26 protein-coding genes are annotated in these 24,683 nt (G+C 58.9%); all 26 read left to right on the top strand.

What is annotated here, in order from left to right; translation table 11 throughout:
• The first annotated feature begins 70 nt into the window (after nucleotides 1-70).
• The 26 genes from AB4O41_RS08910 to fliQ all read left to right on the top strand — a co-directional run bounded on the left by AB4O41_RS08910 (nucleotide 71) and on the right by fliQ (nucleotide 24,680).
• Nucleotides 71-997 (top strand): ketoacyl-ACP synthase III, encoded by a 927-nt coding sequence (locus tag AB4O41_RS08910; RefSeq protein ID WP_007894181.1) that lies wholly within the window; start codon nucleotides 71-73, stop codon nucleotides 995-997.
• Nucleotides 998-1,094: 97 nt separating this feature from the next.
• Nucleotides 1,095-2,384, top strand: coding sequence for a motility associated factor glycosyltransferase family protein (locus AB4O41_RS08905; RefSeq protein ID WP_460147304.1), 1,290 nt, complete (start codon nucleotides 1,095-1,097; stop codon nucleotides 2,382-2,384).
• Nucleotides 2,381-2,650 (top strand): hypothetical protein, encoded by a 270-nt coding sequence (locus AB4O41_RS08900; RefSeq protein WP_460147302.1) that lies wholly within the window; start codon nucleotides 2,381-2,383, stop codon nucleotides 2,648-2,650. The genes AB4O41_RS08905 and AB4O41_RS08900 overlap by 4 nt, the downstream gene beginning before the upstream one ends.
• A gap of 253 nt (nucleotides 2,651-2,903) precedes the next feature.
• On the top strand, nucleotides 2,904-3,755 hold the full coding sequence (locus AB4O41_RS08895) for a flagellin domain-containing protein (protein WP_008072599.1): 852 nt from the start codon (nucleotides 2,904-2,906) through the stop codon (nucleotides 3,753-3,755).
• 70 nt (nucleotides 3,756-3,825) lie between these two features.
• Nucleotides 3,826-4,191: a flagellar protein FlaG gene (locus tag AB4O41_RS08890; RefSeq protein ID WP_460147300.1), complete on the top strand. Its 366-nt coding sequence runs from the start codon at nucleotides 3,826-3,828 to the stop codon at nucleotides 4,189-4,191.
• Between the two features lie 82 nt (nucleotides 4,192-4,273).
• A complete protein-coding gene (gene fliD, locus AB4O41_RS08885; RefSeq protein WP_460147298.1) occupies nucleotides 4,274-5,704 on the top strand; it encodes a flagellar filament capping protein FliD in 1,431 nt (476 codons plus the stop codon).
• A gap of 126 nt (nucleotides 5,705-5,830) precedes the next feature.
• Nucleotides 5,831-6,226, top strand: coding sequence for a flagellar export chaperone FliS (fliS, locus tag AB4O41_RS08880; RefSeq protein ID WP_460147296.1), 396 nt, complete (start codon nucleotides 5,831-5,833; stop codon nucleotides 6,224-6,226).
• 10 nt (nucleotides 6,227-6,236) lie between these two features.
• On the top strand, nucleotides 6,237-6,533 hold the full coding sequence (locus tag AB4O41_RS08875) for a flagellar protein FliT (RefSeq protein ID WP_367374717.1): 297 nt from the start codon (nucleotides 6,237-6,239) through the stop codon (nucleotides 6,531-6,533).
• Between the two features lie 172 nt (nucleotides 6,534-6,705).
• Nucleotides 6,706-8,181 (top strand): sigma-54 dependent transcriptional regulator, encoded by a 1,476-nt coding sequence (locus tag AB4O41_RS08870; protein ID WP_460147294.1) that lies wholly within the window; start codon nucleotides 6,706-6,708, stop codon nucleotides 8,179-8,181.
• A gap of 128 nt (nucleotides 8,182-8,309) precedes the next feature.
• Nucleotides 8,310-9,515: a sensor histidine kinase gene (locus tag AB4O41_RS08865; RefSeq protein WP_460147292.1), complete on the top strand. Its 1,206-nt coding sequence runs from the start codon at nucleotides 8,310-8,312 to the stop codon at nucleotides 9,513-9,515.
• A 5-nt stretch (nucleotides 9,516-9,520) separates the two neighbouring features.
• Nucleotides 9,521-10,906 carry a sigma-54-dependent transcriptional regulator gene (locus AB4O41_RS08860; RefSeq protein WP_460147290.1) on the top strand — a complete coding sequence of 462 codons (1,386 nt, stop codon included), beginning with the start codon at nucleotides 9,521-9,523 and terminating at the stop codon, nucleotides 10,904-10,906.
• 275 nt (nucleotides 10,907-11,181) lie between these two features.
• Nucleotides 11,182-11,511 (top strand): flagellar hook-basal body complex protein FliE, encoded by a 330-nt coding sequence (fliE, locus tag AB4O41_RS08855; protein ID WP_008072611.1) that lies wholly within the window; start codon nucleotides 11,182-11,184, stop codon nucleotides 11,509-11,511.
• Nucleotides 11,512-11,526: 15 nt separating this feature from the next.
• Nucleotides 11,527-13,314, top strand: a complete 1,788-nt coding sequence (gene fliF / locus AB4O41_RS08850) for a flagellar basal-body MS-ring/collar protein FliF (RefSeq protein WP_460147289.1) — start codon at nucleotides 11,527-11,529, stop codon at nucleotides 13,312-13,314.
• Nucleotides 13,307-14,326 (top strand): flagellar motor switch protein FliG, encoded by a 1,020-nt coding sequence (gene fliG / locus AB4O41_RS08845; protein ID WP_367374722.1) that lies wholly within the window; start codon nucleotides 13,307-13,309, stop codon nucleotides 14,324-14,326. The genes fliF and fliG overlap by 8 nt, the downstream gene beginning before the upstream one ends.
• 7 nt (nucleotides 14,327-14,333) lie before the next feature.
• A complete protein-coding gene (fliH, locus tag AB4O41_RS08840) occupies nucleotides 14,334-15,143 on the top strand; it encodes a flagellar assembly protein FliH (protein ID WP_460147287.1) in 810 nt (269 codons plus the stop codon).
• Entirely contained in the window at nucleotides 15,133-16,491 is a 1,359-nt protein-coding gene (gene fliI / locus AB4O41_RS08835; RefSeq protein ID WP_460147285.1) for a flagellar protein export ATPase FliI, read from the top strand. The genes fliH and fliI overlap by 11 nt, the downstream gene beginning before the upstream one ends.
• 6 nt (nucleotides 16,492-16,497) lie before the next feature.
• The gene (gene fliJ, locus AB4O41_RS08830) at nucleotides 16,498-16,947 is read left to right on the top strand and encodes a flagellar export protein FliJ (RefSeq protein WP_223487760.1); all 450 of its coding nucleotides are present in this window, start codon (nucleotides 16,498-16,500) and stop codon (nucleotides 16,945-16,947) included.
• A gap of 166 nt (nucleotides 16,948-17,113) precedes the next feature.
• Nucleotides 17,114-19,129 carry a SpoIIE family protein phosphatase gene (locus AB4O41_RS08825; RefSeq protein ID WP_460147283.1) on the top strand — a complete coding sequence of 672 codons (2,016 nt, stop codon included), beginning with the start codon at nucleotides 17,114-17,116 and terminating at the stop codon, nucleotides 19,127-19,129.
• A gap of 31 nt (nucleotides 19,130-19,160) precedes the next feature.
• A complete protein-coding gene (locus AB4O41_RS08820) occupies nucleotides 19,161-19,508 on the top strand; it encodes an Hpt domain-containing protein (RefSeq protein WP_460147281.1) in 348 nt (115 codons plus the stop codon).
• A 103-nt stretch (nucleotides 19,509-19,611) separates the two neighbouring features.
• Complete coding sequence (locus AB4O41_RS08815; RefSeq protein WP_460147279.1) at nucleotides 19,612-20,973, top strand: flagellar hook-length control protein FliK; 1,362 nt, start codon at nucleotides 19,612-19,614, stop codon at nucleotides 20,971-20,973.
• 227 nt (nucleotides 20,974-21,200) lie between these two features.
• Nucleotides 21,201-21,704, top strand: a complete 504-nt coding sequence (gene fliL / locus AB4O41_RS08810) for a flagellar basal body-associated protein FliL (protein WP_460147277.1) — start codon at nucleotides 21,201-21,203, stop codon at nucleotides 21,702-21,704.
• 9 nt (nucleotides 21,705-21,713) lie between these two features.
• On the top strand, nucleotides 21,714-22,682 hold the full coding sequence (gene fliM / locus AB4O41_RS08805; RefSeq protein ID WP_460147275.1) for a flagellar motor switch protein FliM: 969 nt from the start codon (nucleotides 21,714-21,716) through the stop codon (nucleotides 22,680-22,682).
• A gap of 65 nt (nucleotides 22,683-22,747) precedes the next feature.
• On the top strand, nucleotides 22,748-23,206 hold the full coding sequence (fliN, locus tag AB4O41_RS08800) for a flagellar motor switch protein FliN (RefSeq protein ID WP_407682184.1): 459 nt from the start codon (nucleotides 22,748-22,750) through the stop codon (nucleotides 23,204-23,206).
• Nucleotides 23,207-23,656 carry a flagellar biosynthetic protein FliO gene (fliO, locus tag AB4O41_RS08795; RefSeq protein ID WP_460147273.1) on the top strand — a complete coding sequence of 150 codons (450 nt, stop codon included), beginning with the start codon at nucleotides 23,207-23,209 and terminating at the stop codon, nucleotides 23,654-23,656.
• A complete protein-coding gene (gene fliP / locus AB4O41_RS08790; RefSeq protein ID WP_052966797.1) occupies nucleotides 23,656-24,414 on the top strand; it encodes a flagellar type III secretion system pore protein FliP in 759 nt (252 codons plus the stop codon). The genes fliO and fliP overlap by 1 nt, the downstream gene beginning before the upstream one ends.
• On the top strand, nucleotides 24,411-24,680 hold the full coding sequence (gene fliQ, locus AB4O41_RS08785; protein ID WP_460147271.1) for a flagellar biosynthesis protein FliQ: 270 nt from the start codon (nucleotides 24,411-24,413) through the stop codon (nucleotides 24,678-24,680). The genes fliP and fliQ overlap by 4 nt, the downstream gene beginning before the upstream one ends.
• Nucleotides 24,681-24,683: the final 3 nt, after the last annotated feature.

The raw sequence follows: 24,683 nt of genomic DNA, 5'->3' as shown, positions 1-24,683 counted from the left end.
CGTTGTTTGTCGGCGCCCCTCGATTCCTTGCGAGCGGTGGTATTGGGCTGTTTATTATTGGGAAGCCGTAATGATTGGCATAAAGAGCATTGCGAGCTACGTTCCTGTAGCCGGCGTGGACAATTACGCACAAGGTGCAAAATTCGAAAAGGATGAAGAGTTCATCCTGGGCAAGATCGGTTCCGCCTTCCTGCCGCGCAAAGACGCGGGTCAGGAAACCTCGGACCTGTGTGTCGAAGCAGTCAACGCGCTGTTCGCCAACAATCCCGAATTGAAGCGTGAAGCCATCGACGTGCTGATCGTCGTCACCCAGAACGGCGACGAAGAAGGCCTGCCGCACACCGCCGCCATCGTTCAGGACAAACTGGGCCTGCCGACGACCGTGGCCGCGTTCGATATTTCCCTGGGCTGCTCCGGTTACGTCTACGGCATCTACGCCATCAAGGGTTTCATGGAAGCCGCGGGCCTGAAAAATGGCTTGCTGGTGACTGCCGATCCGTACTCCAAGATCGTCGACCCGGAAGACCGCAACACCACCATGCTCTTTGGCGATGCCGCCACTGCCACCTGGATGGGCGAAGACGCACCATGGCAGCTGGGCAAGGCCAAGTTCGGCACCGACGGTTCCGGCGCGCCGCACCTGAAGGTTTCCGACGGGGTGTTCTTCATGAACGGCCGTCAGGTCTTCAACTTTGCATTGCTCAAAGTGCCGGCGCATTTGCATGAGTTGCTCGCTGACTCGGGGCTGACGGCTGACGATATCGATGCCTTCTGCATTCACCAAGGCAGTGCGGCGATTGTCGATGCCGTGGCACGACGCTTCGAGGGCGAGCCCGAGAAGTTCATCAAGGACATGGTCGAGACCGGCAATACCGTGTCGTCGAGCATTCCGTTGCTGCTGGAAAAACACGTGCTTGATTCCAAGTGGAAGCGTGTGGCGCTCAGCGGTTTCGGTGTTGGTTTGTCTTGGGGTTCGGCGATCATCTATCGCCCTTGAATCTCGGCTCTTTAGTCAAAGAAAGCCAGGCACAAAAAAAGCGTTCAAGGTGTAACCTTGAGCGCTATTTTTTTGCCCGAATGAAAAGCGAGGCTCCATGAGCGAGTTCTTTGAGCGCAACGCCGAGGTCATACAGCGCCGCTGGCCATTACTGTCTGCGCGTTTGCTGATTGAAGATGCAAGCCTGTTACAGGCCGATCTGGTCGAGGGCCTGGGTTCGACATTGAGCATCAACGGCATCCAGTTGACCAGTCGCCATGATCGCACCCGCGAGGCCAGGCTTCAGGCTGACAGCCTGCCTATCGACAGTCCGGTGGTGCATGTCTACGGCACCGGTCTTGGCGATCTGCAGATGGAGTTGCTGCAGAGTGGCCTTGAGCGTTTGTATGTGCATATCCTCAACGGCGCGGTATTTGCGTTGGTGCTGCAATTGCTCGATCAGCAGCAGTGGCTCAGCGATCCGCGGGTCGAGCTGTTGTATGCCGGCGATCTGGCGGAAATCCAGCTGCCGTTCTTTGCCTTGCCGTCCGAGCTGGTGCTGGCCGATGACTTCAATGCCAAGATCCGCGATCGCCTGATCAGCGAAACTCACCTGACCTTTAACAATCGTGAGTTCGACCCTCAGGCTCCCGACATCATCGAGCGCTTGCAGGCTAGTCTGGAGCTGGTGCAGGCCGATCGCGATGTGATCGAGTTGTTCGGTTCGCGTAAAGGACAGGAGGTATTCGTCATTGCCACGGGCCCGAGCCTTGAACAGCACTTCGAGACCTTGCACACGATTCGCAATCAGGCCGAACGGCCATTGTTCATCTGTGTCGATACGGCCTACCGACCACTGCTCAATCACGGGATCCGACCTGATGTGGTGGTCAGCATCGACCAGCGCATTTCGGTACGCCACCTGCCGTCCGAAGGCTCCGCCGACATTACCCTGGCCTATATGCCCATGGTTGACCCTCAGGTGCTGGCGGCCTGGCAAGGGCTGCGATATGCCGGTTATTCCGCCAGCCCGATCTACCAACAATTGCGTCGGCAATGGCCCAAGGGCGAACTGTATGTCGGCGGCAGTGTGATTCATCCGGCAGTGGACCTCGCGGTGAAGATGGGCGCGGCGCAGATCACCCTGTTCGGTGCCGACTTCGCCTTTCCCAACAATAAGACCCATGCGGGCTGGAACGATGGCGACCTGGGGCCACAACTGGGCGCCGCCAAACACTGGGTGCTGGATGGTAACGGTCAACGCATCAAGACCCAGCTCAACTTTCGCAGTTACCTATGTGAGCTGGAGCGCTTTATCGCAGGGCATCCTCAGGTGCGCTTCTATAACAGCAGTCGGGCAGGAGCGATGATCGCCGGTACGGCTTTTCATCCAGAGCTGGCGTCATGAGCAGGCTTGAATCCTTTGTCGTCGACTCAGAGCAATGCGCAGCATTGTTTCGTTTGGGGCGTGATGTAGAAGCCGGGCTGGCGATGATCGAATTGATTGGTGCCATGCAACCGTCCTTTGATCTGACGTCGCAGGTTACGCAGCAGCAGTGGGTATTGTTGCTCGGCCAGATACTCGAGTGTCAGGAAGCGCAGAACTGGCTGGCACTGGCGGACTATCTGGAATACGAACTGGTCCGGTTTCTGCGCGACAGTCTGTCCATTTAAACAATTTCTCTTCTGCCGGTGCAGGCGAGTCCTCGCCAATCTGTCGCCGGCATTTCCCTGACGTCATTTTTTCGCTGCTTGAACACAGTCAAGCCCTTGATTTACGGGGGGTGGCAACGTGATGGCAAATATTTTTCAAAATCCCCTAAAGCAAGTTCCAATCCCGACGATAACTATTACGAAGGTTCTCTAGGCCATACCCGGCGGTTGCCAGGGCCGGAAGCCGCAGTACCCAACCAACGAGGAATTCGTCATGGCTTTAACAGTAAACACCAACGTCACATCGTTGAACGTTCAGAAAAACCTGAACCGTGCTTCCGACGCTCTGTCGACGTCGATGACTCGCCTGTCTTCCGGCCTGAAAATCAACAGCGCTAAAGACGACGCCGCTGGCCTGCAAATTGCTACCCGTATGACTTCGCAGATCCGCGGTCAGACCATGGCTATCAAAAACGCCAACGACGGTATCTCGATCGCTCAGACCGCTGAAGGCGCGATGCAAGAATCGACCAACATTCTGCAGCGTATGCGTGAACTGGCTGTTCAATCGCGAAACGACTCGAACGGCACTGCTGACCGTGCTGCTCTGAACAAAGAATTCGCTTCGATGTCGGACGAGCTGACTCGTATCGCCAAGTCGACCAACCTGAACGGCAAGAACCTGATCGACGGCACCGCTGGCACCATGACCTTCCAGGTAGGTTCCAACACCGGCGCTACCAACCAGATCACTCTGACCCTGGACAGCGGCTTCGATGCAGCTACCCTGTCGGTTGACTCGGCTACCGTTCAGATCACTGGTAACAACTCGGCTACCGCTGAAGCTTCGATGAACAACGCGCTGACCAAAATCGACGCCGCTCTGGCCAAGATCAACTCCAGCCGTGCTGACCTCGGTGCTGCACAAAACCGTCTGTCCAGTACCATCTCCAACCTGCAGAACATCAACGAAAACGCCAGTGCTGCACTGGGTCGCGTACAAGATACCGACTTCGCTGCTGAAACTGCACAGCTGACCAAGCAACAAACTCTGCAACAAGCTTCCACCGCAGTTCTGGCTCAGGCCAACCAACTGCCATCCGCTGTACTGAAACTGCTTCAGTAATAGCTGATGAGTTTTGGCGGGGAGTGCGCTTGTCGCGCTCTCTCGCTTTTTACTTTAAGAGGTGATGGACATGGATATGAGCGTCAAGCTGAACTTGTCTTATCCTGCGGCCCAGCAGGCGACGACTGTTGCCGACAAGCCGGCGGAGAAGCCTCGAGCGGTAGTTGCTCCAGTAGCTGCCGTCAAGGAAGAAGGGAGGGGCGAACAGACCGAGCAGGACAAACTGAAGATGGCTGTTCAGGAAATTGAAAAATTCGTTCAGTCGGTCAAGCGCAACCTGGAATTCTCGATCGACGAGCCTTCGGGCAAAGTGGTTGTCAAAGTCATTGCCAGCGAATCCGGTGAGGTGATCCGTCAGATCCCCAACGAAGAAGTCCTGAAACTGGCCAATAGTTTGAATGATGCAAGCAGCCTGTTGTTCAGCGCAAAAGCCTGACAGCTGGCACGAATTTTGTTGCTATGTTCTTTTGGGCGTTGTAGTGGTCAAAAGGCCGGCGACACACTGAAGGGAGTTTCACATGGCAAGTCCAATTCTACCGGGCACGGGTTTAGGCTCCGGCCTTGATACCGGTGCTATCGTCAAGGCCTTGGTGAACGCCGACAAAGCGGCCAAGCAAGGTCAGATCGACCGTGGGACCACGACCAATACGGCGAGCATTTCCGGGATTGGTACCTTGAAGTCGCTGCTGGCGACGTTCCAGAAAACCCTCGCCGACTTGGGGAGCACCACTAGCCCTCAGTTCACCGGTTTTGCAGCAACGTCCTCCGACCTCAAAGTGTTGACCGCCACGTCCAGTAACGCGGCTGTTTCCGGTAGTTATGTCGTGGACGTCACTAAGCTGGCGACCTCGTCGAAAGTTGCCAGTGCGGCGTTTGCCGGCGGCACAAGCAGTGCGATCCCGACGGGTACGCTGACCATCACCCAAAATGGCAAAAGCTACCCGGTCACTGTGGGTGCAGGTGCGACCCTGCAATCGGTGCGTGACTCGATCAACACCCAATACCAGTCCAGTGGCTTGAGCGCCAACATCGTGACCGATAGCTTCGGCTCGCGACTGGTGCTGGGGTCCACCACTACGGGCGCAGGTTCCGATATTTCCGCCAGCGGCATCGCCGGTCTGGAAATCGATGGCACGACCCTGATGGCCGCCACACCGACTGCCACTTCTTCGGGTGCTATCGGCAGCCTGGCACAGGATGCTGTATTCACCGTTGACGGGCTGTCACTGACCAGTTCGTCCAATACGGTCGACAAGTCGATTTCGGGGTTGACGCTGAACCTGCTGACGGTCGGCAAGTCGACGGTCAACGTGGCGTCCAACAACGACGGTCTGAAGGCTTCGATCCAGAAGTTCGTCGACGCGTACAACGCTGTCGCCAACGCTGTGACTTCTTTGACCAAGCCGTCCCTGGACGACGATGGCAAACTGACCGTTCCCGCAGCGCTGACCGGTGACCCGCTTCCACGTTCGATTCTCGATGCTCTGCGCGGGCCACTGTCCCAGACCGGTGCCGGGGATAAGCTGACTGTGCTGTCGCAGTTGGGGATTACCACGAATCAGAAGACGGGTGCGCTGGATTTCGACTCGACGAAATTCACCGCTGCCATGAATAACAAGAAGCTGGGTGGTGAGGTTCAGACGCTGTTTACCGGAACCAATGGTCTGATTGAGCGCATGAATAATGTGATCAAGCCATTCACCGAGTCGAAACTGGTCAGCGGGAAAAGCGTCGACTCGATTCTGGATGCACGCTCCAAGGCGCTTGATGTGACCAAGAAGCGCCTGACCAATGACCAAGCGGCGCTGGATCGCCGAATCGAGACCCTGACCGCGGTACTGACCAAAAAGTACAACGACATGGATACTCTTGTCGGCAAGCTGAAAGCGACGGCCAGTAACATCACGTCTATGTTCGAGGCCATGACTGCGCAGCAGAAGAACTCGTAACACTCACAGTGCCAAAAGCCCGGCAGCGTTTTCACGCTCCGGGCTTTTTGTTTTTGAATCTAAAGTTTTTTGACGCGTCGTCGATACACTGGTTATACGAACCACAGATTTCTGATGAGGTACAACATGAATCCAATGTTAGCCCTTCGCCAATACCAGAAGATTGGCGCTCAGGCGCAAACTTCCGAAGCCAGTCCGCATCGTTTGGTGCAAATGCTAATGGAAGGTGGCCTGGATCGTATCGCCCAGGCCAAAGGTGCGATGGAGCGTAAGGATGTTCCAAATAAAGGCGTTCTGATCGGCAAGGCCATCGGCATCATCGGTGGTCTGCGTGAAGGTCTGGATCTGGAAAACCAGGCTGAGTCGGTAGGTGAGCTGGATAACCTCTATACCTACATGATGAAACGTCTGGCTGAAGCCAACATCAAGACCGATCCAAAAATTCTCGACGAAGTCGCCGACCTGCTTCGCACGGTCAAAGACGGTTGGGATGCCATTGCCGCGCCGGGTCCGCAGTTTTAAGGAGATCACCATGAGTCTTGTCTTGCAGCGAATCGAACAAACCCGCGATGCCCTCGTCGGTGCATTGGCCGAGCGCAACTGGGAAGCCATTGGTGAGTTGGACCTGGCTTGCCGTTCCTGCATGGAAGACGTCTTGAGTGAAGCTACGGTGGACGAGGTCGCGTTGCGCGACAACCTTGAGGAGTTGCTGGGAGTGTATAAACAGCTTCTGGAGGCGGCGACGGGAGAGCGGCAGGCGATAGTCGACGAGATGTCGCAGATCCACCAAGCACAGAGCGCGGCAAAGGTTTACCATCTGTTTGGTTAATTAACCCTCAGTTAATCCAAACATAGTGCGCCATAAATTTGACTGTGCACGGTTTTTTGACTTAACTAGTGGCTGGTTCCAGATTTCAGGCGTCTACAGGCATAACGTGTCTGCAAGCGTCTAGCTTGCCCCTCATTTTGGGCATTGAGTTGACTAGGGAAGTTGCTATTGCATGTGGCGTGAAACCAAAATTCTGCTGATTGATGACGATAGCGTCCGTCGCCGCGATTTGGCGGTGATTTTAAATTTTCTCGGCGAAGAAAATTTACCCTGTGGCAGCCATGACTGGCAGCAGGCGGTCGGCTCTCTGTCATCAAGTCGTGAAGTAATCTGTGTCCTCATCGGGACGGTAAATGCTCCTGGTGCACTTTTGGGCCTGTTAAAGACACTCTCAACCTGGGATGAGTTCCTTCCAGTTTTGTTAATGGGCGATAATTCTTCCATTGACTTGCCGGAAGACCAGCGTCGCCGAGTGCTTTCGACTCTCGAAATGCCACCCAGCTACAGCAAATTGCTCGATTCGTTGCACCGTGCCCAGGTCTATCGCGAGATGTATGACCAGGCCCGTGAGCGCGGTCGTCACCGTGAGCCCAATCTTTTCCGCAGCCTTGTCGGCACCAGCCGGGCGATTCAACACGTCCGTCAGATGATGCAGCAAGTCGCCGACACCGATGCCAGCGTGCTGATCCTCGGTGAATCCGGGACCGGCAAGGAAGTGGTCGCGCGTAACCTGCACTACCACTCCAAGCGTCGGGAAGCGCCGTTCGTGCCGGTCAACTGCGGGGCTATCCCGGCCGAGTTGCTGGAAAGCGAATTATTCGGCCACGAGAAGGGTGCCTTCACCGGAGCGATCACCAGTCGCGCCGGGCGTTTCGAGCTGGCCAATGGCGGTACGTTGTTCCTCGACGAAATCGGCGACATGCCGCTGCCGATGCAGGTCAAGCTGCTACGTGTCTTGCAGGAGCGCACCTTCGAGCGCGTGGGCAGCAACAAGACCCAAAGCGTCGATGTACGGATCATTGCGGCGACCCACAAGAATCTCGAAAGCATGATCGAGATCGGGACCTTCCGCGAAGACCTCTACTATCGCTTGAACGTGTTCCCGATCGAGATGGCGCCCTTGCGCGAACGCGTCGAAGATATCCCGCTGCTGATGAACGAGTTGATCTCGCGCATGGAGCACGAGAAGCGTGGCTCGATCCGTTTCAACTCGGCGGCGATCATGTCGCTGTGCCGTCACGGCTGGCCGGGCAACGTTCGCGAGCTGGCCAACCTGGTGGAGCGCATGGCGATCATGCACCCGTACGGGGTGATCGGCGTGGTCGAGTTGCCGAAGAAATTCCGCTACGTCGATGACGAAGACGAGCAATTGGTCGATAGCCTGCGCAGCGATCTTGAAGAGCGGGTGGCCATCAACGGCCATACCCCGGACTTCACCGCCAATGCCATGCTGCCACCGGAAGGCCTGGACCTGAAAGACTATCTCGGCGGTCTGGAACAAGGGCTGATTCAACAGGCGCTCGATGATGCCAATGGCATCGTGGCGCGGGCGGCCGAACGGCTGCGGATTCGTCGCACCACGCTGGTTGAGAAGATGCGCAAGTACGGCATGAGCCGTCGTGACGGTGATGAACAGGCGGATGATTGACGCCTGTTTTTCAACTCCTTCATTTATAGGCGTTTTTTTTTAGGCACGGGTATTGCTACATCCCTCGCAACGTTCCGTTTAACTGACGGTCAACCACGCGAGAGAGCACGATGCCCCAAGCCGCCCAGATGTCTCCTGTCCCAGATGCTTCGGGGCAACCGTCGTCCGTAGAGCAGGCAAGCCGGCTTGGCCTTGAGCAGGCATTTGCGCTGTTCAACCAGATGTCGAGCCAATTGACCGATTCCTACAGCATGCTCGAAGCCCGGGTCACCGAGCTCAAGGGCGAGCTGGCGGTGGTCAGTGCTCAGCGCATGCAGGAGCTGGCGGAAAAAGAACGCCTGGCCAACCGCCTGCAAAATCTCCTCGATCTGTTGCCTGGCGGCGTCATCGTCATCGACGCCCAAGGAATCGTGCGCGAAGCCAATCCCGCCGCGAGTGAACTGCTAGGTCTGCCTCTCGAAGGCGAGCTGTGGCGTCATGTGATTACTCGATGCTTTGCGCCGCGCGAAGACGACGGTCACGAAATTTCTCTCAAGGACGGTCGACGCCTGTCGATCGCCACCCGCTCGCTGGACGCTGAGCCTGGTCAATTGGTGTTGCTCAACGACCTGACTGAAACCCGTCATCTGCAAGGTCAGCTGGCTCGCCATGAGCGCCTGTCGTCTCTCGGTCGTATGGTCGCATCGTTGGCTCATCAGATTCGCACGCCGTTGTCCGCTGCGTTGCTCTATGCCAGTCATTTGACTGAGCAGGCGTTGCCGGTCGAGACCCAGCAACGTTTTGCCGGGCGCCTGAAAGAGCGTCTGCATGAGCTGGAGCACCAGGTTCGCGACATGCTGGTGTTCGCTCGCGGCGAGCTGCCGCTGACCGATCGCGTGACCCCCAAAATGCTGATGCAGTCGCTGCAAGCGGCAGCGCTGACCCATGTTCAGGATCTGCCGATTCGCTGGCAGTGCGACAGTCATGCCGGTGAGTTGTTGTGCAATCGCGACACCCTGGTCGGGGCCATTCTGAATCTGATCGAGAACGCCATTCAGGCGAGTGCCGGTGATGTCCGATTGAAGGTTCACCTGTATACCCGCGGCAACAACCTGCGCTTGTGCGTCAGCGACAGCGGCAGTGGCATCGACACGAAGGTCCTGGTGCGTTTGGGTGAGCCGTTTTTCACCACTAAAACCACTGGCACCGGCCTGGGCCTGACCGTGGTCAAGGCAGTCGCCCGTGCTCATCAGGGAGAATTACAGTTGCGCTCGCGGCCGGGTCGCGGCACTTGTGCGCAGGTGATCTTGCCGCTTTTTTCGGGTGAACAGCGCAGCGCTCAGGGAGCGAAGTGAAAGACATGGCGATCAAGGTTTTACTGGTCGAGGATGATCGCGCACTACGGGAGGCATTAGCCGATACGCTGCTGCTTGCCGGGCACGATTACACGGCGGTCGGTTCGGCGGAAGAGGCGCTGGCTGCGGTCAGTGCCGAGGCGTTCAATCTGGTGATCAGTGACGTCAACATGCCGGGCATGGATGGCCACCAACTGCTTGGATTGCTGCGCGCTCGTCAGCCGCAACTGCCGGTGCTACTGATGACCGCCCACGGCGCCGTCGAGCGGGCAGTCGACGCCATGCGTCAGGGCGCTGCGGATTATCTGGTCAAACCATTCGAGCCCAAAGCCTTGCTCGATCTGGTGGCGCGTCACGCACTGGGCAATCTCGGCGCGACCGAGAGTGAGGGGCCTGTGGCGTACGAGCCGGCCAGTGCGCAATTGCTCGAATTGGCCGCGCGAGTGGCGCGCAGTGACTCCACGGTGTTGATCTCCGGTGAGTCCGGAACCGGCAAGGAAGTGCTGGCGCGTTACATCCATCAGCACTCCCATCGCGCCAGTCAGCCGTTCATTGCAATCAACTGTGCAGCGATCCCGGACAACATGCTCGAAGCCACCTTGTTCGGTCACGAAAAGGGTTCGTTCACCGGCGCCATCGCAGCGCAGGCCGGCAAGTTCGAGCAGGCCGATGGCGGGACGATCCTGCTCGATGAAATCTCCGAAATGCCTCTCGGCCTTCAAGCCAAATTACTGCGCGTATTGCAGGAGCGTGAAGTCGAGCGAGTCGGCGCACGCAAGCCGATCACGCTGGACATCCGAGTGGTCGCCACCACTAACCGTGACCTGGCCGCTGAAGTGGCGGCGGGGCGTTTTCGTGAAGACCTTTACTATCGCTTGTCGGTGTTTCCGTTGGCCTGGCGTCCGCTGCGTGAGCGCACCGCCGACATCCTGCCGTTGGCCGAGCGACTGCTGGCCAAACACGTCAATAAAATGAAGCATGCCGTGGCGAAGCTCTCGCCCGAGGCGCAGGCATGCCTGATCGGTTATCCGTGGCCGGGCAACGTGCGTGAACTGGATAACGCAATCCAGCGTGCCTTGATTCTGCAGCAGGGCGGCTTGATCCAGCCGCAGGATTTCTGCCTGGCCGGGCCTGTGGCGTGTGCGCCGCTGCCGGCATTGGCACCGCCGCCCGTGCGCGCAGTGGAAGTCGAAGCCGAATCGGCGGGCGCCCTCGGCGATGACCTGCGGCGCCGTGAATTCCAGATGATTATTGACACCCTGCGCTCTGAGCGCGGTCGTCGCAAAGAAGCCGCCGAGCGACTGGGCATCAGCCCACGCACCTTGCGCTACAAGCTGGCGCAGATGCGCGACGCCGGAATGGATGTGGAAGGCTACTTGTTCTCCACCTGAAAGTTGACGCAAGCACACCACTCTAAATGTGGGAGCGAGCCTGCTCGCGAAGGCGGCGTGACAGGTACATAAATATCGACTGACGCTCCCTCTTCGCGAGCAGGCTCGCTCCCACAATGGTTTTGCGGTGATTCACGGTTAAGGCAAAGCTCGGAAGCTTTTGTTTAGAGCAGTCACGGAGCTGGCACCCTTGTTGCTAACACCTCTCTACCCGCCGAGTGAGTGTCAAAAAATTGCGGGTAGCCAAAGACGTAGCTTCGTCAAAGAGAGAAACCATGAGCCAAGGTATTGAATTCAATCGGTTGATGCTGGACATGCGCTCCATGCAAATGGATGCGATGTCTGCGCCGAAATCGACTGCCGCAGTCCCTGAATTGGGTGGCAGCAGCTTTTCCGACATGCTCGGTCAGGCCGTCAATAAAGTGAACGACACCCAGCAGGCGTCCAATCAGTTGGCCAGTGCCTTCGAGATTGGTAAAAGCGGCGTCGACCTGACTGACGTGATGATTTCCTCACAGAAGGCCAGCGTGTCTTTTCAGGCGCTGACCCAAGTGCGTAACAAGCTGGTTCAAGCTTATCAAGACATCATGCAGATGCCGGTTTAAGGACGAGATTGAGTCATGGCAGAAGCAATCGCCGATAATGTTCCGGCCAAGGCCACCCCAATAGACGGCAAACCGCCGCTGTTCGGGTTGTCCTTCCTGGAAAACCTCTCCGAGATGACCATGTTGCGTCAGGTGGGCCTGTTGGTCGGCCTGGCTGCGAGCGTGGCGATTGGTTTTGCCGTGGTGTTGTGGTCCCAGCAGCCAGACTACCGTCCTCTGTACGGCAGCCTTGCCGGCATGGACGCCAAGCAGGTCATGGAAACCCTGGCCGCCGCCGACATTCCCTATACCGTTGAACCGAACTCCGGTGCCTTGCTGGTCAAGGCCGATGACCTGTCCCGTGCGCGGCTCAAGCTCGCGGCCGCTGGTGTCACTCCCAGCGACGGCAACATCGGTTTCGAGATTCTCGACAAGGAACAGGGGCTGGGCACCAGCCAGTTCATGGAAGCGACCCGTTATCGTCGCGGCCTCGAAGGCGAACTGGCCCGGACCATTTCCAGCCTGAACAACGTCAAGGGTGCCCGCGTGCATCTGGCGATTCCGAAAAGCTCGGTGTTCGTGCGTGACGAACGCAAGCCCAGCGCTTCTATTCTGGTTGAACTCTATTCCGGTCGCTCGCTGGAGCCGGGCCAGGTCGTCGCCATCATAAATCTGGTGGCGACCAGCGTTCCCGAGCTGAGCAAATCGCAGATCACCGTTGTCGACCAGAAGGGCAATCTGCTGTCGGATCAGGCAGAAAACTCTGAGTTGACCATGGCCGGCAAGCAATTCGATTACAGCCGTCGCATGGAAAGCATGCTGACCCAGCGCGTGCACAACATCCTGCAACCGGTGCTGGGCAATGACCGCTATAAAGCCGAAGTATCGGCGGACGTGGATTTCAGTGCCGTCGAGTCGACTTCCGAGCAGTTCAACCCGGACCAGCCGGCCTTGCGTAGCGAGCAGTCGGTCAACGAACAGCGTACCGCCAGCAATGGCCCGCAAGGTGTGCCGGGTGCCCTGAGCAACCAGCCGCCGTCGCCAGCCTCGGCGCCGCAAACCACCGGTGGCGCCACCGCGTCGGCCGGCATGGTGCAGCCAGGTCAGCCATTGCTCGATGCCAACGGTCAGCAAATCATGGACCCGGCCACCGGCCAGCCGATGCTGGCGCCGTATCCGGCAGACAAGCGTCAACAATCCACCAAGAACTTCGAGCTTGACCGTTCCATCAGTCACACCAAACAACAACAGGGCCGTTTGAATCGCCTGTCGGTGTCGGTGGTGGTGGACGATCAGGTCAAGGTCAACGCGGCCAATGGCGAAACTAGCCGTGCGCCGTGGAGCGCCGATGAATTGGCGCGCTTCACCCGTCTGGTACAGGACGCGGTCGGTTTCGACGCCAGCCGTGGCGACAGCGTCAGTGTGATCAACATGCCGTTCTCTGCCGAGCGCGGTGAAGTGATCGCCGATATTCCGTTTTACTCTCAGCCTTGGTTCTGGGACATCGTCAAGCAAGTGCTGGGTGTGTTGTTCATCCTGGTGTTGGTGTTTGGTGTGCTGCGTCCGGTGCTCAACAACATCACCGGTGGCGGCAAAGACAAGCAACTCGCTGGCCTGGGCAGCGACATGGAGCTCGGTGGCATGGGCGGCCTGGACGGCGAACTGGCCAACGACCGCGTCAGCCTCGGCGGCCCGACCAGCATCTTGCTGCCGAGCCCGAGCGAAGGCTATGACGCACAGTTGAACGCAATCAAGAGTCTGGTGGCAGAAGATCCGGGTCGCGTGGCCCAGGTCGTGAAAGAGTGGATTAACGCAGATGAGTGATAACCGAGCCGCTGTCGCCAAACTGTCCCGGGTTGATAAAGCCGCGATCCTGCTGCTGTCCCTGGGTTCTACCGACGCCGCGCAAGTGCTGCGCCACATGGGGCCTAAAGAGGTCCAGCGTGTGGGTGTGGCCATGGCCCAGATGGGTAACGTACACCGCGAGCAGGTCGAACAGGTCATGAGTGAGTTTGTCGACATCGTCGGCGACCAGACCAGCCTGGGTGTCGGCTCCGATGACTACGTACGCAACATGCTCACCCAGGCGCTGGGCGAAGACAAGGCCAACGGCCTGATCGACCGGATCCTGCTGGGCGGCAACACCAGTGGCCTCGACAGCCTGAAGTGGATGGAACCGCGCGCCGTCGCCGACGTGATTCGTTACGAGCACCCGCAGATCCAGGCAATCGTGGTGGCGTACCTCGACCCGGATCAGGCCGGTGAAGTGCTGGGCAACTTCGACCACAAGGTCCGGCTGGACATCATCCTGCGGGTGTCTTCGCTGAACACCGTGCAGCCAGCGGCCCTGAAAGAACTCAACCTGATTCTCGAGAAGCAGTTCTCCGGCAACTCGAATGCCGCGCGCACCACCCTGGGTGGCATCAAGCGTGCGGCCGACATCATGAACTTCCTCGACAGCTCGATCGAAGGTCAGTTGATGGACTCGATCCGCGAAGTCGACGAGGACCTGTCCGGTCAGATCGAAGACCTCATGTTCGTGTTCAACAACCTGTCCGATGTCGACGACCGCGGCATTCAGGCGCTGTTGCGCGAAGTGTCCTCGGATGTTCTGGTGCTGGCCCTCAAGGGTTCGGACGAAGGCGTCAAGGAAAAGATCTTCAAGAACATGTCCAAACGGGCGGCCGAACTGTTGCGCGACGACCTCGAGGCCAAAGGCCCGGTGCGCGTCAGCGACGTGGAAACCGCGCAGAAAGAAATCCTCACCATTGCCCGCCGTATGGCCGAAGCCGGAGAAATCGTTCTCGGCGGGAAGGGCGGCGAAGAGATGATCTAAGGTCACTATGTCGTCCAAACATGATGAGTCCAATACCGACCTGATCCGTGCCAAGGATGTCGGTGGTTTCGACATCTGGTCACTGCCCAGTTTCGACCCGTTTGTGCCGGAACCTGAGTCGGAGCCCGAGCCCGAACCGCCGGAAATGGAAGAAGTGCCGCTGGAAGAAGTCCAGCCACTGACCCTCGAAGAGCTCGAAAGCATTCGTCAGGAGGCCTACAACGAAGGCTTTGCGGTTGGCGAAAAAGAAGGTTTTCACAGCACCACGCTCAAGGTCCGTCAGGAAGCCGAAGTGGCCCTGACGGCCAAGATCGCTGGCCTGGAACAACTGATGGTCAACTTGTTCGAGCCGATTGCCGAGCAGGACACCCAGATCGAAAAGTCGCTGGTCGACCTTGTGCAGCACATCACCAAGCAAGTGATTCAGCGCGAACTGGCCATCGACTCGACGCAGATTGAACACGTCATGCGCGAAGCGCTCAAGCTGTTGCCGCTGGGCGTGGGCAACGTGCGGTTGTACGTCAATCCACAGGATTTCGAACAGGTCAAAGCCTTGCGCGAGCGCCATGAAGAAACCTGGCGCATTGTCGAGGACGAATCCTTGTTGCCGGGCGGTTGCCGGGTCGAAACGGAGCACAGTCGCATCGACGCCACCATCGAAACCCGTGTGACCCAGGTCATGGCCAAGCTGTTCGATCAATTGCACGATCAAGCGCTGCACCCAGCCGCACCGGACCTGTGCCTGGAACTGCCGGTCGACGAAAAGCCTGCGGTTGCCCCGGTCGAGCCGGAACTGGACGACCCCGATGCGCCTTGATCGCACCAGCTTCGCCAAACGCCTCGGTGGCTACACCGAGGCCACTGCGCTTGCTGCTGCGCCGATCCTCGAAGGTCGCCTGTTGCGCATGGTCGGCCTGACCCTTGAAGCCGAAGGCTTGCGCGCCGCCATGGGCAGCCGCTGCATGGTCATCAACGATGACAGCTATCACCCGGTGCAGGTCGAAGCCGAGGTCATGGGCTTCTCTGGCAGCAAAGTTTTTCTGATGCCGGTCGGTAGCGTCGCCGGCATTGCGCCTGGCGCCCGCGTGGTGCCACTTGCCGACACCGGCCGCTTGCCAATGGGCATGAGCATGCTCGGGCGGGTGCTGGATGGCGCCGGTCGCGCGCTGGACGGCAAGGGCGGGATGAAGGCTGAAGACTGGGTGCCGATGGACGGCCCGACCATCAACCCGCTCAAGCGTGACCCGATCAGCCAGCCGCTGGACGTGGGTATTCGTTGCATCAACGGTTTGTTGACGGTCGGTCGCGGTCAGCGGCTCGGGCTGTTCGCCGGTACCGGCGTGGGCAAGAGTGTGCTGCTGGGCATGATGACCCGCTTCACCGAGGCTGACATCATCGTCGTCGGGCTGATCGGTGAGCGGGGTCGAGAAGTTAAAGAGTTCATCGAGCACATCCTCGGTGAAGAAGGGCTCAAGCGTTCGGTGGTGGTGGCGTCGCCAGCGGACGATGCGCCGCTGATGCGTCTGCGCGCGGCCATGTACTGCACACGGATCGCCGAGTATTTTCGCGACAAGGGCAAGAATGTCCTGTTGCTCATGGATTCCCTGACCCGTTTCGCCCAGGCCCAGCGGGAAATCGCCTTGGCCATCGGCGAGCCGCCAGCGACCAAGGGCTATCCGCCGTCGGTGTTCGCCAAGTTGCCGAAACTGGTGGAACGGGCCGGTAACGCCGAAAAGGGTGGCGGTTCGATCACTGCGTTCTACACCGTATTGTCCGAAGGCGACGATCAGCAAGACCCGATCGCCGACTCGGCGCGGGGCGTGCTCGACGGGCACATTGTGCTGTCCCGGCGCCTGGCCGAGGAAGGGCATTACCCGGCCATCGATATCGAAGCGTCCATCAGCCGGGTGATGCCGTCGGTGGTCGGCATCAAGCACATGAACCACGCGCAGATGTTCAAGCAATACTGGTCGCGTTATCAGCAGAGTCGCGATCTGATCAGCGTCGGCGCCTATGTGCCCGGCGGTGACCGGGAAACCGACACGGCGATCAATCTGCAACCGGCCATGACGATGTACCTGCGCCAGGGCTTGAACGACAACATCAGCATGGGCGCCAGCGAAGGCCATCTTGCGTCGGTCTTCGCGCCAGCGCCAGGCGGTTAATCGACCATGGCCCTGAGTCGCGCAGCACGCCTGGCACCGGTGGTGGAAATGGCTGAAAAGGCCGAGAAAACCGCCGTCCAGCGCCTGGGGCACTTCCAGGGTCAGGTCCGTTTGGCGGAAAGCAAACTCGCCGACCTGGAAAACTTCCGCCTCGAATACCAGGAACAATGGATCGTGCGCGGCAGCAGCGGCGTTTCGGGCCAATGGTTGCTGGGTTATCAGGGCTTTCTCGCGCAATTGGGCACGGCCATCGACCAGCAGCGTCAGAGCCTGAACTGGCACCAAAACAACCTGAACAAGTCGCGGGAAGCCTGGCAGCAGGCGTTTGCCCGGGTCGAAGGTTTGCGCAAACTGGTTCAGCGCTACAGGGATGAGGCGCGGCAACTGGAAGACAAGCGCGAGCAGAAGTTGCTGGATGAGCTGTCCCAGCGGTTGCCGCGTCAGGATCCGTATTGAGTTTGGTTTCAAAAGATCGCAGCCTGCGGTAGCTCTTACATTGACCGTATGCAAACCCGCTTCCGTAGGAGCTGCCGAAGGCTGCGATCTTTTGACCTTGCTCCAGCCTCCATCAGGTGCTAAACCTTCTACACGTACGTTCGCCAATGACAAGGAAGCCGTGAAAATGTCAGTCGTTACAGAAGTATCTGATGGTGGGAAAAAGCTGACGATTTCGATCGAAGGGCGATTCGATTTCGGTCGGCACCAGGAGTTTCGCGAGTCCTACGAGCGACTCGACAGTAAACCCGAGTCCATTGTGGTGGACCTGAAGAAAGCCACGTATCTCGATAGCTCTGCTCTGGGCATGTTGCTCTTGCTGCGTGATCACGCCGGTGGCGACAATTCCGATATTCGCGTCGTCAACAGCAGCTCCGATGTGAAGAAAATCCTCGCCATCTCCAACTTCGACAAACTGTTCGACATCCAGTTGATCGCCATGCAGCCGCTCGAGCCGCTGACGATTCTGATCGCTGAAGACAGCGCGGCCGATCGCCTGCTGCTGTCGACTATCGTCCGTCGTCAGGGGCACGAGGTGCTAACGGCTGCCAACGGCGCCGAGGCGGTCGAAGCGTTCCGCTCGCAGCGACCGCACCTGGTGCTGATGGACGCCATGATGCCGGTGATGGACGGCTTCGAGGCTGCACAACAAATCAAGGCGCTGGCCGGCGAAACCCTGGTGCCGATCATCTTTTTGACGTCGCTGACCGAAAGCGAAGCCTTGGCTCGTTGTCTGGAGGCTGGTGGCGACGATTTTCTGGCAAAGCCTTACAACCAGGTGATCCTCGCCGCCAAGATCAAGGCAATGGACCGCTTGCGACGTTTGCAAGCCACGGTGCTGGAGCAACGCGACCTGATCGCCAGGCACCACGATTACCTGCTCAACGAGCAGCGGGTGGCCAAAGCCGTGTTCGACAAGGTCGCCCATTCCGGTTGCCTGAATGCGCCCAACATCCGTTACCTGCAATCGCCCTATGCGCTGTTCAATGGCGATCTGTTGCTGGCCGCGTTCACCCCGGCCGGCGACATGCACGTGCTGCTTGGCGATTTCACTGGCCACGGTCTGCCGGCCGCTGTCGGCGCCATGCCCTTGGCTGAAGTTTTCTACGGCATGACGGCCAAGGGCTACGGCTTGTCCGAAACCCTGCGCGAGATGAACGCCAAGCTCAAACGTATTCTGCCGGTGGACATGTTCTGCTGTGCGACCCTGCTGTGCCTGAGTTTTCAACGAGGATCGGTGGAGGTCTGGAATGGCGGGATGCCGGACGGTTACTTGCACAGCACCGCCAGCGGCGAATGTATCGCTCTGACGGCACGGCACTTGCCGCTGGGCGTGCTGAGCCCGCAAACCTTCGATGACCGCACCGAGGTGTTCCCGATGGCCGTCGGGGATCGGGTCTTTCTGTTGTCCGACGGGGTGATCGATACCTGCGATGCCAATGAACAATTGTTTGGCGTAGAGCGATTGGAGCAGGTGTTTGCAGCCAATCGTCAGCCTGATGCGCTGTTCGAAGAAATCGAACAGGCCCTGCGGGATTTTCGCGGCGAGGCCCGCGATGACGTGAGCATGGTCGAGGTCAGTCTGCTGGAGGCTGCGCAACTGAGTCCACCAGCGCCGGTGTACTCCGACAGCGGCCAGTCCAGCCCGCTGGACTGGTCGGTGAGTTTCGAATTCCGCGCCGCCACCCTCAAACGCTTCAATCCGCTGCCGTACTTGTTGCAATTGCTGCTTGAGGTGCATGGCCTGCGGACTCAGAGTGGCGCACTCTACAGTGTGCTGGCAGAGCTTTATTCCAATGCCCTGGAGCATGGCGTGCTGGGTCTGGATTCGAGTCTGAAACGAGATGCTTCAGGTTTTGCGCGTTATTATCAGCAGCGCAATGCGCGTCTGGACGAGTTGCGCGATGGCTACGTACGGGTGCATTTGCAGGTGGCACCAAAAGGCGAGGGCGGTTGCCTGACGGTCCGGGTCGAAGACAGTGGCAAGGGTTTCGATGTGGCGCGAGTGATGGAGCGTCCTGTCGATGATGTCCGTCTGTCGGGACGTGGCGTCAGTTTGATCCGCCAGTTGAGCCATCATGCGCGCTGGACCGATAATGGTCGCAGTGCTCACGTGGAGTTCTTCTGGGAGGCTCTGGCCTAATCCCGGGCATTCTTGATCAAGGAGCGAACAAGTGGCTGACACACATCTGGATCGTGACGTGCTGAGCGCGTTGCAGGAAGTAATGGAGGACGGGTATCCAGAATTGCTCGATACCTTTCTCGCCGATTCCGAGGAGCGTTTGAGTCTGCTGCGTAAAGTTGACGATGCCGATCAGCTGGGCGCCGCTGCGCACAGCTTCAAAGGCAGCAGCAGCAATATGGGCGCTACCCGGCTGGCCGAGCTGTGCCATGAGCTGGAGCAGCGAGCCAAGCAAAAAAGCCTCGAAGGTATTGAAGCGCTGGTCGGAGAAATTGACGGTGAATTTGCCATTGTCCGACCTCTCTACGAAGCGGAGCGCCAGCGCTCTCTTGCTGAGTAAGGCAGCCGTTCGGCTCTTTTAGCAGTCGGCGAACAAAGCTGGCTCGACCCTTGCAGTCAACTTACTCAACTGTACCTACGATCCCAGTGCAGCGGAGACCGTTATGCCCGTTACCCCCAATATACTGCTTCAGGCCGCCGCTACGGCCAAGACTCAAGCCGCGACCGCCAATGCGCCGGCGCTGACGGCTGAGCCCGGGGACAAGGCGTCCAGCTTCGCTCAGGTCTATGCCAATCAAGCCCAGAACAAGCCCTCGGCCGTGGCAGATGGATCGGCTAAACCCGCACGCGACAAAGTCTCGGACAGCGTCGGCAAAAAAGACGTGAGCAACGACAAGTCTGCCGCCCCGGAACCGACAGTTGCCGATAGCGGCAATTCCTTGCCCGCCGATAAACCGGCGCAGGCTGACGACAAGACGGCCAGCGATGACGCCTCGGATACGGCCGAGACATCGATGCCGGTGGCCGATACCGCGCCTGTCGATCCGGCCCTCGTTCCTGCGTTGGTGGTGCAGCCGGCGGTGCCAGCCCCTGTGCCGGAAACCCCAGCAGTTGTGGCCACTTCGCAATCACACGTTGAGGCACCTGTCGCTGCCGTCGTTACCGCGGCTGCGGCACAGACGGTTGCGAGCATCGATCCAGATTTCGATCCCGAAGCCGATCCTCTCGATGCGCTGCCAGCCGTGCGCATGGCCATGGAGCAGGGCGGGCACGTTTCTGCCACCAGTCAGGCCCAGCCAAAAGCGGCGACGACCTCGGCTCAAGTCGACGGTGAGCCGACTTCGGCACAAAACTTTACCACGGGCATGGCGAGCATGCTTGATGTGCAGGCTGATCAGGACAGCACCAGCCAGGGCGGCGATAAGGCTTTCAGTGGCCTGATCGATGACGGCCTCAAGGATCTCAAGTCCGCCAGCAGCGATACCCGTGTCGATGATTTCGCCAACCGTCTGGCGGCACTGACCCAGGCGGCAACGCCGAAGACAGCCAATGCATTGCCGGTGAACCAGCCAATCGCCATGCATCAGAGCGGTTGGACCGAAGAGGTGGTCAATCGGGTCATGTACCTGTCCAGCGCCAATCTCAAGGCTGCCGACATCCAGTTGCAACCGGCCGAGCTGGGACGCCTGGATATTCGGGTAAACATGGTTCCGGATCAGCAGACCCAGGTGACTTTCATGAGCGCCCACCCAAGCGTTCGCGAAGCGCTCGACGGGCAAATGCATCGCCTGCGTGACATGTTCGCGCAGCAGGGCATGGGTCAGGTCGACGTCAACGTTTCCGATCAGTCTCGTGGCTGGCAGGGTCAGGGTCAGGAGCAGCCTCAACAGGGGCAGGGTGGACGTACCAACGCTAGTGGCGGTCGTCTCGATTCTGTCGATGAAGAACTCCCTGCGACTGTTGCTGAAGTAGCTGCCAACACCACCAGCGTGATTGGCACCAGCGCCGTCGACTACTACGCCTGATCAAACGCAATACCCCCTGTGTGGGAGCGAGCCTGCTCGCGATAGCGGTGGAACAATCAACGGAGATGTTGAATGTTACTGCCTCATCGCGAGCAGGCTCGCTCCCACATTTGTTTTGTAGTGGCTGATGATCCCCTGCCTCAACTCGCCCCCGACACTTCTGGCATAACACTTGCTCTTGCCTTGCCGTGCGACTGTGAAAACCCGAATAGTGACGGATTATTGGCATGGCTAAGAGCGACGCAGCACCAGTGAAAGACCCCGCAACCAAAGGCAAAATCAAGCTGATCATTGTGATCGTCGTGGCCCTGTTGCTGGCGATCGGCTTGTCCGTGGGGGCGACCTGGTTCTTCATGCACAGCGCCCAGAGCAAGCCTGCCCCCGCCGCTGAAACCGCTGTGGTCGGCAAGCAGCCGGCGATCTTCGAGCCCATGGCGCCGGCCTTCGTGGCCAACTACACCCAGAACGGCCGCCAACGCTACATGCAGGTGAGCATCACCATGTTGGGCCGCAATCAGGCCGATCTGGAAGCGCTCAAAGTCCACATGCCGGTGATCCGCAATAACCTGGTGATGCTGTTTTCCGGTCAGGATTTCGCCACGCTGGCGACCCCGGTCGGCCAGGAGATGTTGCGTCAGAAGGCCACGGCCAGCGTCCAGGAAGTGGCGCAGAAAGAGCTTGGTAAAGTGGTGATCGAACAGTTGCTTTTCACTAATTTCGTACTGCAGTAGGAACACGACATGGCCGTGCAGGACCTGCTGTCCCAGGATGAGATCGATGCGCTGTTGCATGGCGTCGACGATGGTCTGGTACAGACCGATAACGCTGCCGACCCCGGCAGTGTCAAAAGCTACGACCTGACCAGCCAGGATCGCATCGTCCGTGGACGCATGCCGACTCTGGAAATGATCAACGAGCGTTTCGCCCGCTACACCCGCATCAGCATGTTCAACATGCTGCGCCGCTCGGCGGACGTTGCCGTCGGTGGCGTACAGGTGATGAAGTTCGGCGAATACGTGCACTCGCTGTACGTGCCGACCAGTCTCAACCTGGTCAAGCTCAAACCGCTGCGCGGCACTGCGCTGTTCATCCTCGACGCCAAACTGGTGTTCAAACTGGTGGACAACTTCTTCGGCGGCGATGGCCGTCACGCGAAGATCGAAGGGCGTGAATTCACCCCCACCGAACTGCGTGTGGTGCGCATGGTGCTGGAGCAGGCCTTCGTCGATTTGAAGGAAGCCTGGCAGGCGATCATGGAAGTGAACTTCGAGTACATCAACTCGGAAGTGAACCCGGCCATGGCCAACATCGTCGGCCCGAGCGAAGCCGTTGTAGTGTCGACGTTCCACATCGAGCTCGATGGCGGTGGCGGCGATCTGCACGTGACCATGCCGTACTCGATGATCGAGCCGGTGCGCGAAATGCTCGACGCCGGCTTCCAGTCGGACCTCGACGATCAGGACGAGCGCTGGATCAACGCCTTGCGCCAGGACGTGCTGGACGTCGACGTACCGATCGGTGCCACCGTTGCCCGCCGCCAGCTACGCCTTCGCGACATTCTGCACATGCAGCCCGGGGACATTATTCCGGTCGAGATGCCGGAAGAAATGATCATGCGCGCCAACGGCGTACCGGCCTTCAAGGTCAAGATGGGCTCGCATAAAGGCAACCTCGCGTTGCAAGTGATCGAGCCGATCGAGCGCCGCTGACAGGCGCTCCAACCCCCTTTTAATTGACTGCTCTTGATTGAGCAGGTGCCCGCCGAGGACAAATGATGAACGACGATATGAACGCCCAGGACGACCAGGCACTGGCTGATGAATGGGCTGCGGCCCTGGAAGAAACCGGTGACGCCGGGCAGGACGATATCGATGCCTTGTTGGCCGCCGACGCCGCCGGTTCGCCGTCCAACCGTCTGCCAATGGAAGAATTCGGCAGCGTGCCGAAGAACAACGATCCAGTGACGTTGGACGGACCGAACCTGGATGTGATCCTCGATATCCCGGTATCGATTTCCATGGAAGTCGGCAGCACCGACATCAACATCCGAAACCTGCTGCAACTCAACCAGGGGTCGGTGATCGAGCTCGATCGTCTGGCCGGCGAGCCGCTGGACGTGCTGGTCAACGGCACGCTCATCGCCCACGGTGAAGTGGTGGTGGTCAACGAAAAGTTCGGCATCCGCCTGACCGACGTGATCAGCCCAAGCGAACGTATCAAGAAGCTGCGCTGAGTGAAAAAGGTTCTGGGTTTTGTGCTGGGGTTAGTGCTGGCCTTGCCGTTCAGCGTGTTGGCGGCCGAGCCGGTAACGGCGGCCGCTGCGCCGGCCGTCAGCAGCGGTGTGGCCGGGCAATTGACGCAGTTGGTGTTCGGCTTGCTGCTGGTGCTTGGGTTGATCTTCTTCCTCGCCTGGCTGCTGCGCCGGGTCCAGCAGGCTGGGCCGGCCGGCAAGGGGCAGGTGATCGAGCTGATCGGTTCCCGCGCGCTAGGTCCTCGTGACCGTTTGATGCTGGTGCAGGTCGGCAATGAACAGATTCTGCTCGGCCTGAGCCCCGGCACCATCACCGCGTTGCATGTGCTCAAGGAGCCGGTGCAAGTGCCGAGCGGGACTGAAAAAGCGACCCCGGAATTTGCCCAGCATCTGTTGAAGATGCTCGGCAAGGATCAGAAGGATAAGAAGTAATGGGTGCGCTACGCATCGTCTTGACGCTGGCCCTGATGCTGGTCGCGCCGCTGGCGTTCGCCGCCGATCCGTTGTCGATCCCGGCGATCACCCTGGGTACCAACGCCGAAGGCGCTCAGGAATACTCGGTCAGCCTGCAAATCCTGCTGATCATGACTGCGCTGAGTTTCATCCCGGCGTTCGTCATGCTGATGACCAGTTTCACCCGGATCATCATCGTGTTCTCGATCCTGCGTCAGGCCCTGGGCTTGCAGCAGACACCGTCGAACCAGATCCTCACCGGCATGGCATTGTTCCTGACCATGTTCATCATGGCGCCAGTGTTCGATCGGGTGAATCAGGATGCCTTGCAGCCATATCTGGCGGAGAAACTCACCGCTCAGGATGCCGTGACCAAGGCGCAAGTGCCGATCAAGGATTTCATGCTGGCCCAGACTCGCAGCAGCGATCTGGAGCTGTTCATGCGCCTGTCCAAACGCACCGACATCGCCACGCCTGATCAGGCACCACTGACCATTCTGGTGCCGGCGTTCGTGACTTCGGAGCTTAAAACCGCGTTCCAGATCGGCTTCATGATCTTCATCCCTTTCCTGATCATCGACCTGGTCGTGGCCAGTGTGCTGATGGCCATGGGTATGATGATGCTCTCGCCACTGATTATTTCCCTGCCGTTCAAGATCATGCTGTTCGTGCTGGTGGATGGCTGGGCGTTGATCATCGGCACCCTGGCGAGCAGCTTCGGCGGTGTTTCACCATGACGCCGGAAGTTGCCGTAGACATCTTTCGCGAAGCGCTGTGGCTGACCACCATGATGGTCGCCGTGCTGGTGATCCCGAGCTTGCTGGTGGGGCTGTTGGTGGCGATGTTCCAGGCGGCCACCCAGATCAACGAACAGACCCTGAGCTTCCTGCCGCGTCTGTTGGTGATGCTGGTGACGCTGATCGTTGCCGGCCCGTGGATGGTGCAGACGTTCATGGAATACATCCTCCAGCTGTACCACAGCATCCCGATGGTCATCGGTTAAGCC

The sequence above is a fragment of the Pseudomonas sp. S2_A02 genome, from assembly GCF_054668495.1.
The sequence above is the reverse complement of the archived record's forward strand: the minus strand, read 5'-3'. Positions and strand labels throughout refer to the sequence as shown.

What these genes read in the sequence shown, in the direction of transcription:
- AB4O41_RS08910 (WP_007894181.1), top strand. Translation starts at nt 71, where the DNA reads ATGATTGGCATAAAGAGCATTGCGAGCTACGTTCCTGTAGCCGGCGTG.
- AB4O41_RS08905 (WP_460147304.1), top strand. Translation starts at nt 1,095, where the DNA reads ATGAGCGAGTTCTTTGAGCGCAACGCCGAGGTCATACAGCGCCGCTGG.
- AB4O41_RS08900 (WP_460147302.1), top strand. Translation starts at nt 2,381, where the DNA reads ATGAGCAGGCTTGAATCCTTTGTCGTCGACTCAGAGCAATGCGCAGCA.
- AB4O41_RS08895 (WP_008072599.1), top strand. Translation starts at nt 2,904, where the DNA reads ATGGCTTTAACAGTAAACACCAACGTCACATCGTTGAACGTTCAGAAA.
- AB4O41_RS08890 (WP_460147300.1), top strand. Translation starts at nt 3,826, where the DNA reads ATGGATATGAGCGTCAAGCTGAACTTGTCTTATCCTGCGGCCCAGCAG.
- fliD (WP_460147298.1), top strand. Translation starts at nt 4,274, where the DNA reads ATGGCAAGTCCAATTCTACCGGGCACGGGTTTAGGCTCCGGCCTTGAT.
- fliS (WP_460147296.1), top strand. Translation starts at nt 5,831, where the DNA reads ATGAATCCAATGTTAGCCCTTCGCCAATACCAGAAGATTGGCGCTCAG.
- AB4O41_RS08875 (WP_367374717.1), top strand. Translation starts at nt 6,237, where the DNA reads ATGAGTCTTGTCTTGCAGCGAATCGAACAAACCCGCGATGCCCTCGTC.
- AB4O41_RS08870 (WP_460147294.1), top strand. Translation starts at nt 6,706, where the DNA reads ATGTGGCGTGAAACCAAAATTCTGCTGATTGATGACGATAGCGTCCGT.
- AB4O41_RS08865 (WP_460147292.1), top strand. Translation starts at nt 8,310, where the DNA reads ATGTCTCCTGTCCCAGATGCTTCGGGGCAACCGTCGTCCGTAGAGCAG.
- AB4O41_RS08860 (WP_460147290.1), top strand. Translation starts at nt 9,521, where the DNA reads ATGGCGATCAAGGTTTTACTGGTCGAGGATGATCGCGCACTACGGGAG.
- fliE (WP_008072611.1), top strand. Translation starts at nt 11,182, where the DNA reads ATGAGCCAAGGTATTGAATTCAATCGGTTGATGCTGGACATGCGCTCC.
- fliF (WP_460147289.1), top strand. Translation starts at nt 11,527, where the DNA reads ATGGCAGAAGCAATCGCCGATAATGTTCCGGCCAAGGCCACCCCAATA.
- fliG (WP_367374722.1), top strand. Translation starts at nt 13,307, where the DNA reads ATGAGTGATAACCGAGCCGCTGTCGCCAAACTGTCCCGGGTTGATAAA.
- fliH (WP_460147287.1), top strand. Translation starts at nt 14,334, where the DNA reads ATGTCGTCCAAACATGATGAGTCCAATACCGACCTGATCCGTGCCAAG.
- fliI (WP_460147285.1), top strand. Translation starts at nt 15,133, where the DNA reads ATGCGCCTTGATCGCACCAGCTTCGCCAAACGCCTCGGTGGCTACACC.
- fliJ (WP_223487760.1), top strand. Translation starts at nt 16,498, where the DNA reads ATGGCCCTGAGTCGCGCAGCACGCCTGGCACCGGTGGTGGAAATGGCT.
- AB4O41_RS08825 (WP_460147283.1), top strand. Translation starts at nt 17,114, where the DNA reads ATGTCAGTCGTTACAGAAGTATCTGATGGTGGGAAAAAGCTGACGATT.
- AB4O41_RS08815 (WP_460147279.1), top strand. Translation starts at nt 19,612, where the DNA reads ATGCCCGTTACCCCCAATATACTGCTTCAGGCCGCCGCTACGGCCAAG.
- fliL (WP_460147277.1), top strand. Translation starts at nt 21,201, where the DNA reads ATGGCTAAGAGCGACGCAGCACCAGTGAAAGACCCCGCAACCAAAGGC.
- fliM (WP_460147275.1), top strand. Translation starts at nt 21,714, where the DNA reads ATGGCCGTGCAGGACCTGCTGTCCCAGGATGAGATCGATGCGCTGTTG.
- fliN (WP_407682184.1), top strand. Translation starts at nt 22,748, where the DNA reads ATGAACGACGATATGAACGCCCAGGACGACCAGGCACTGGCTGATGAA.
- fliP (WP_052966797.1), top strand. Translation starts at nt 23,656, where the DNA reads ATGGGTGCGCTACGCATCGTCTTGACGCTGGCCCTGATGCTGGTCGCG.
- fliQ (WP_460147271.1), top strand. Translation starts at nt 24,411, where the DNA reads ATGACGCCGGAAGTTGCCGTAGACATCTTTCGCGAAGCGCTGTGGCTG.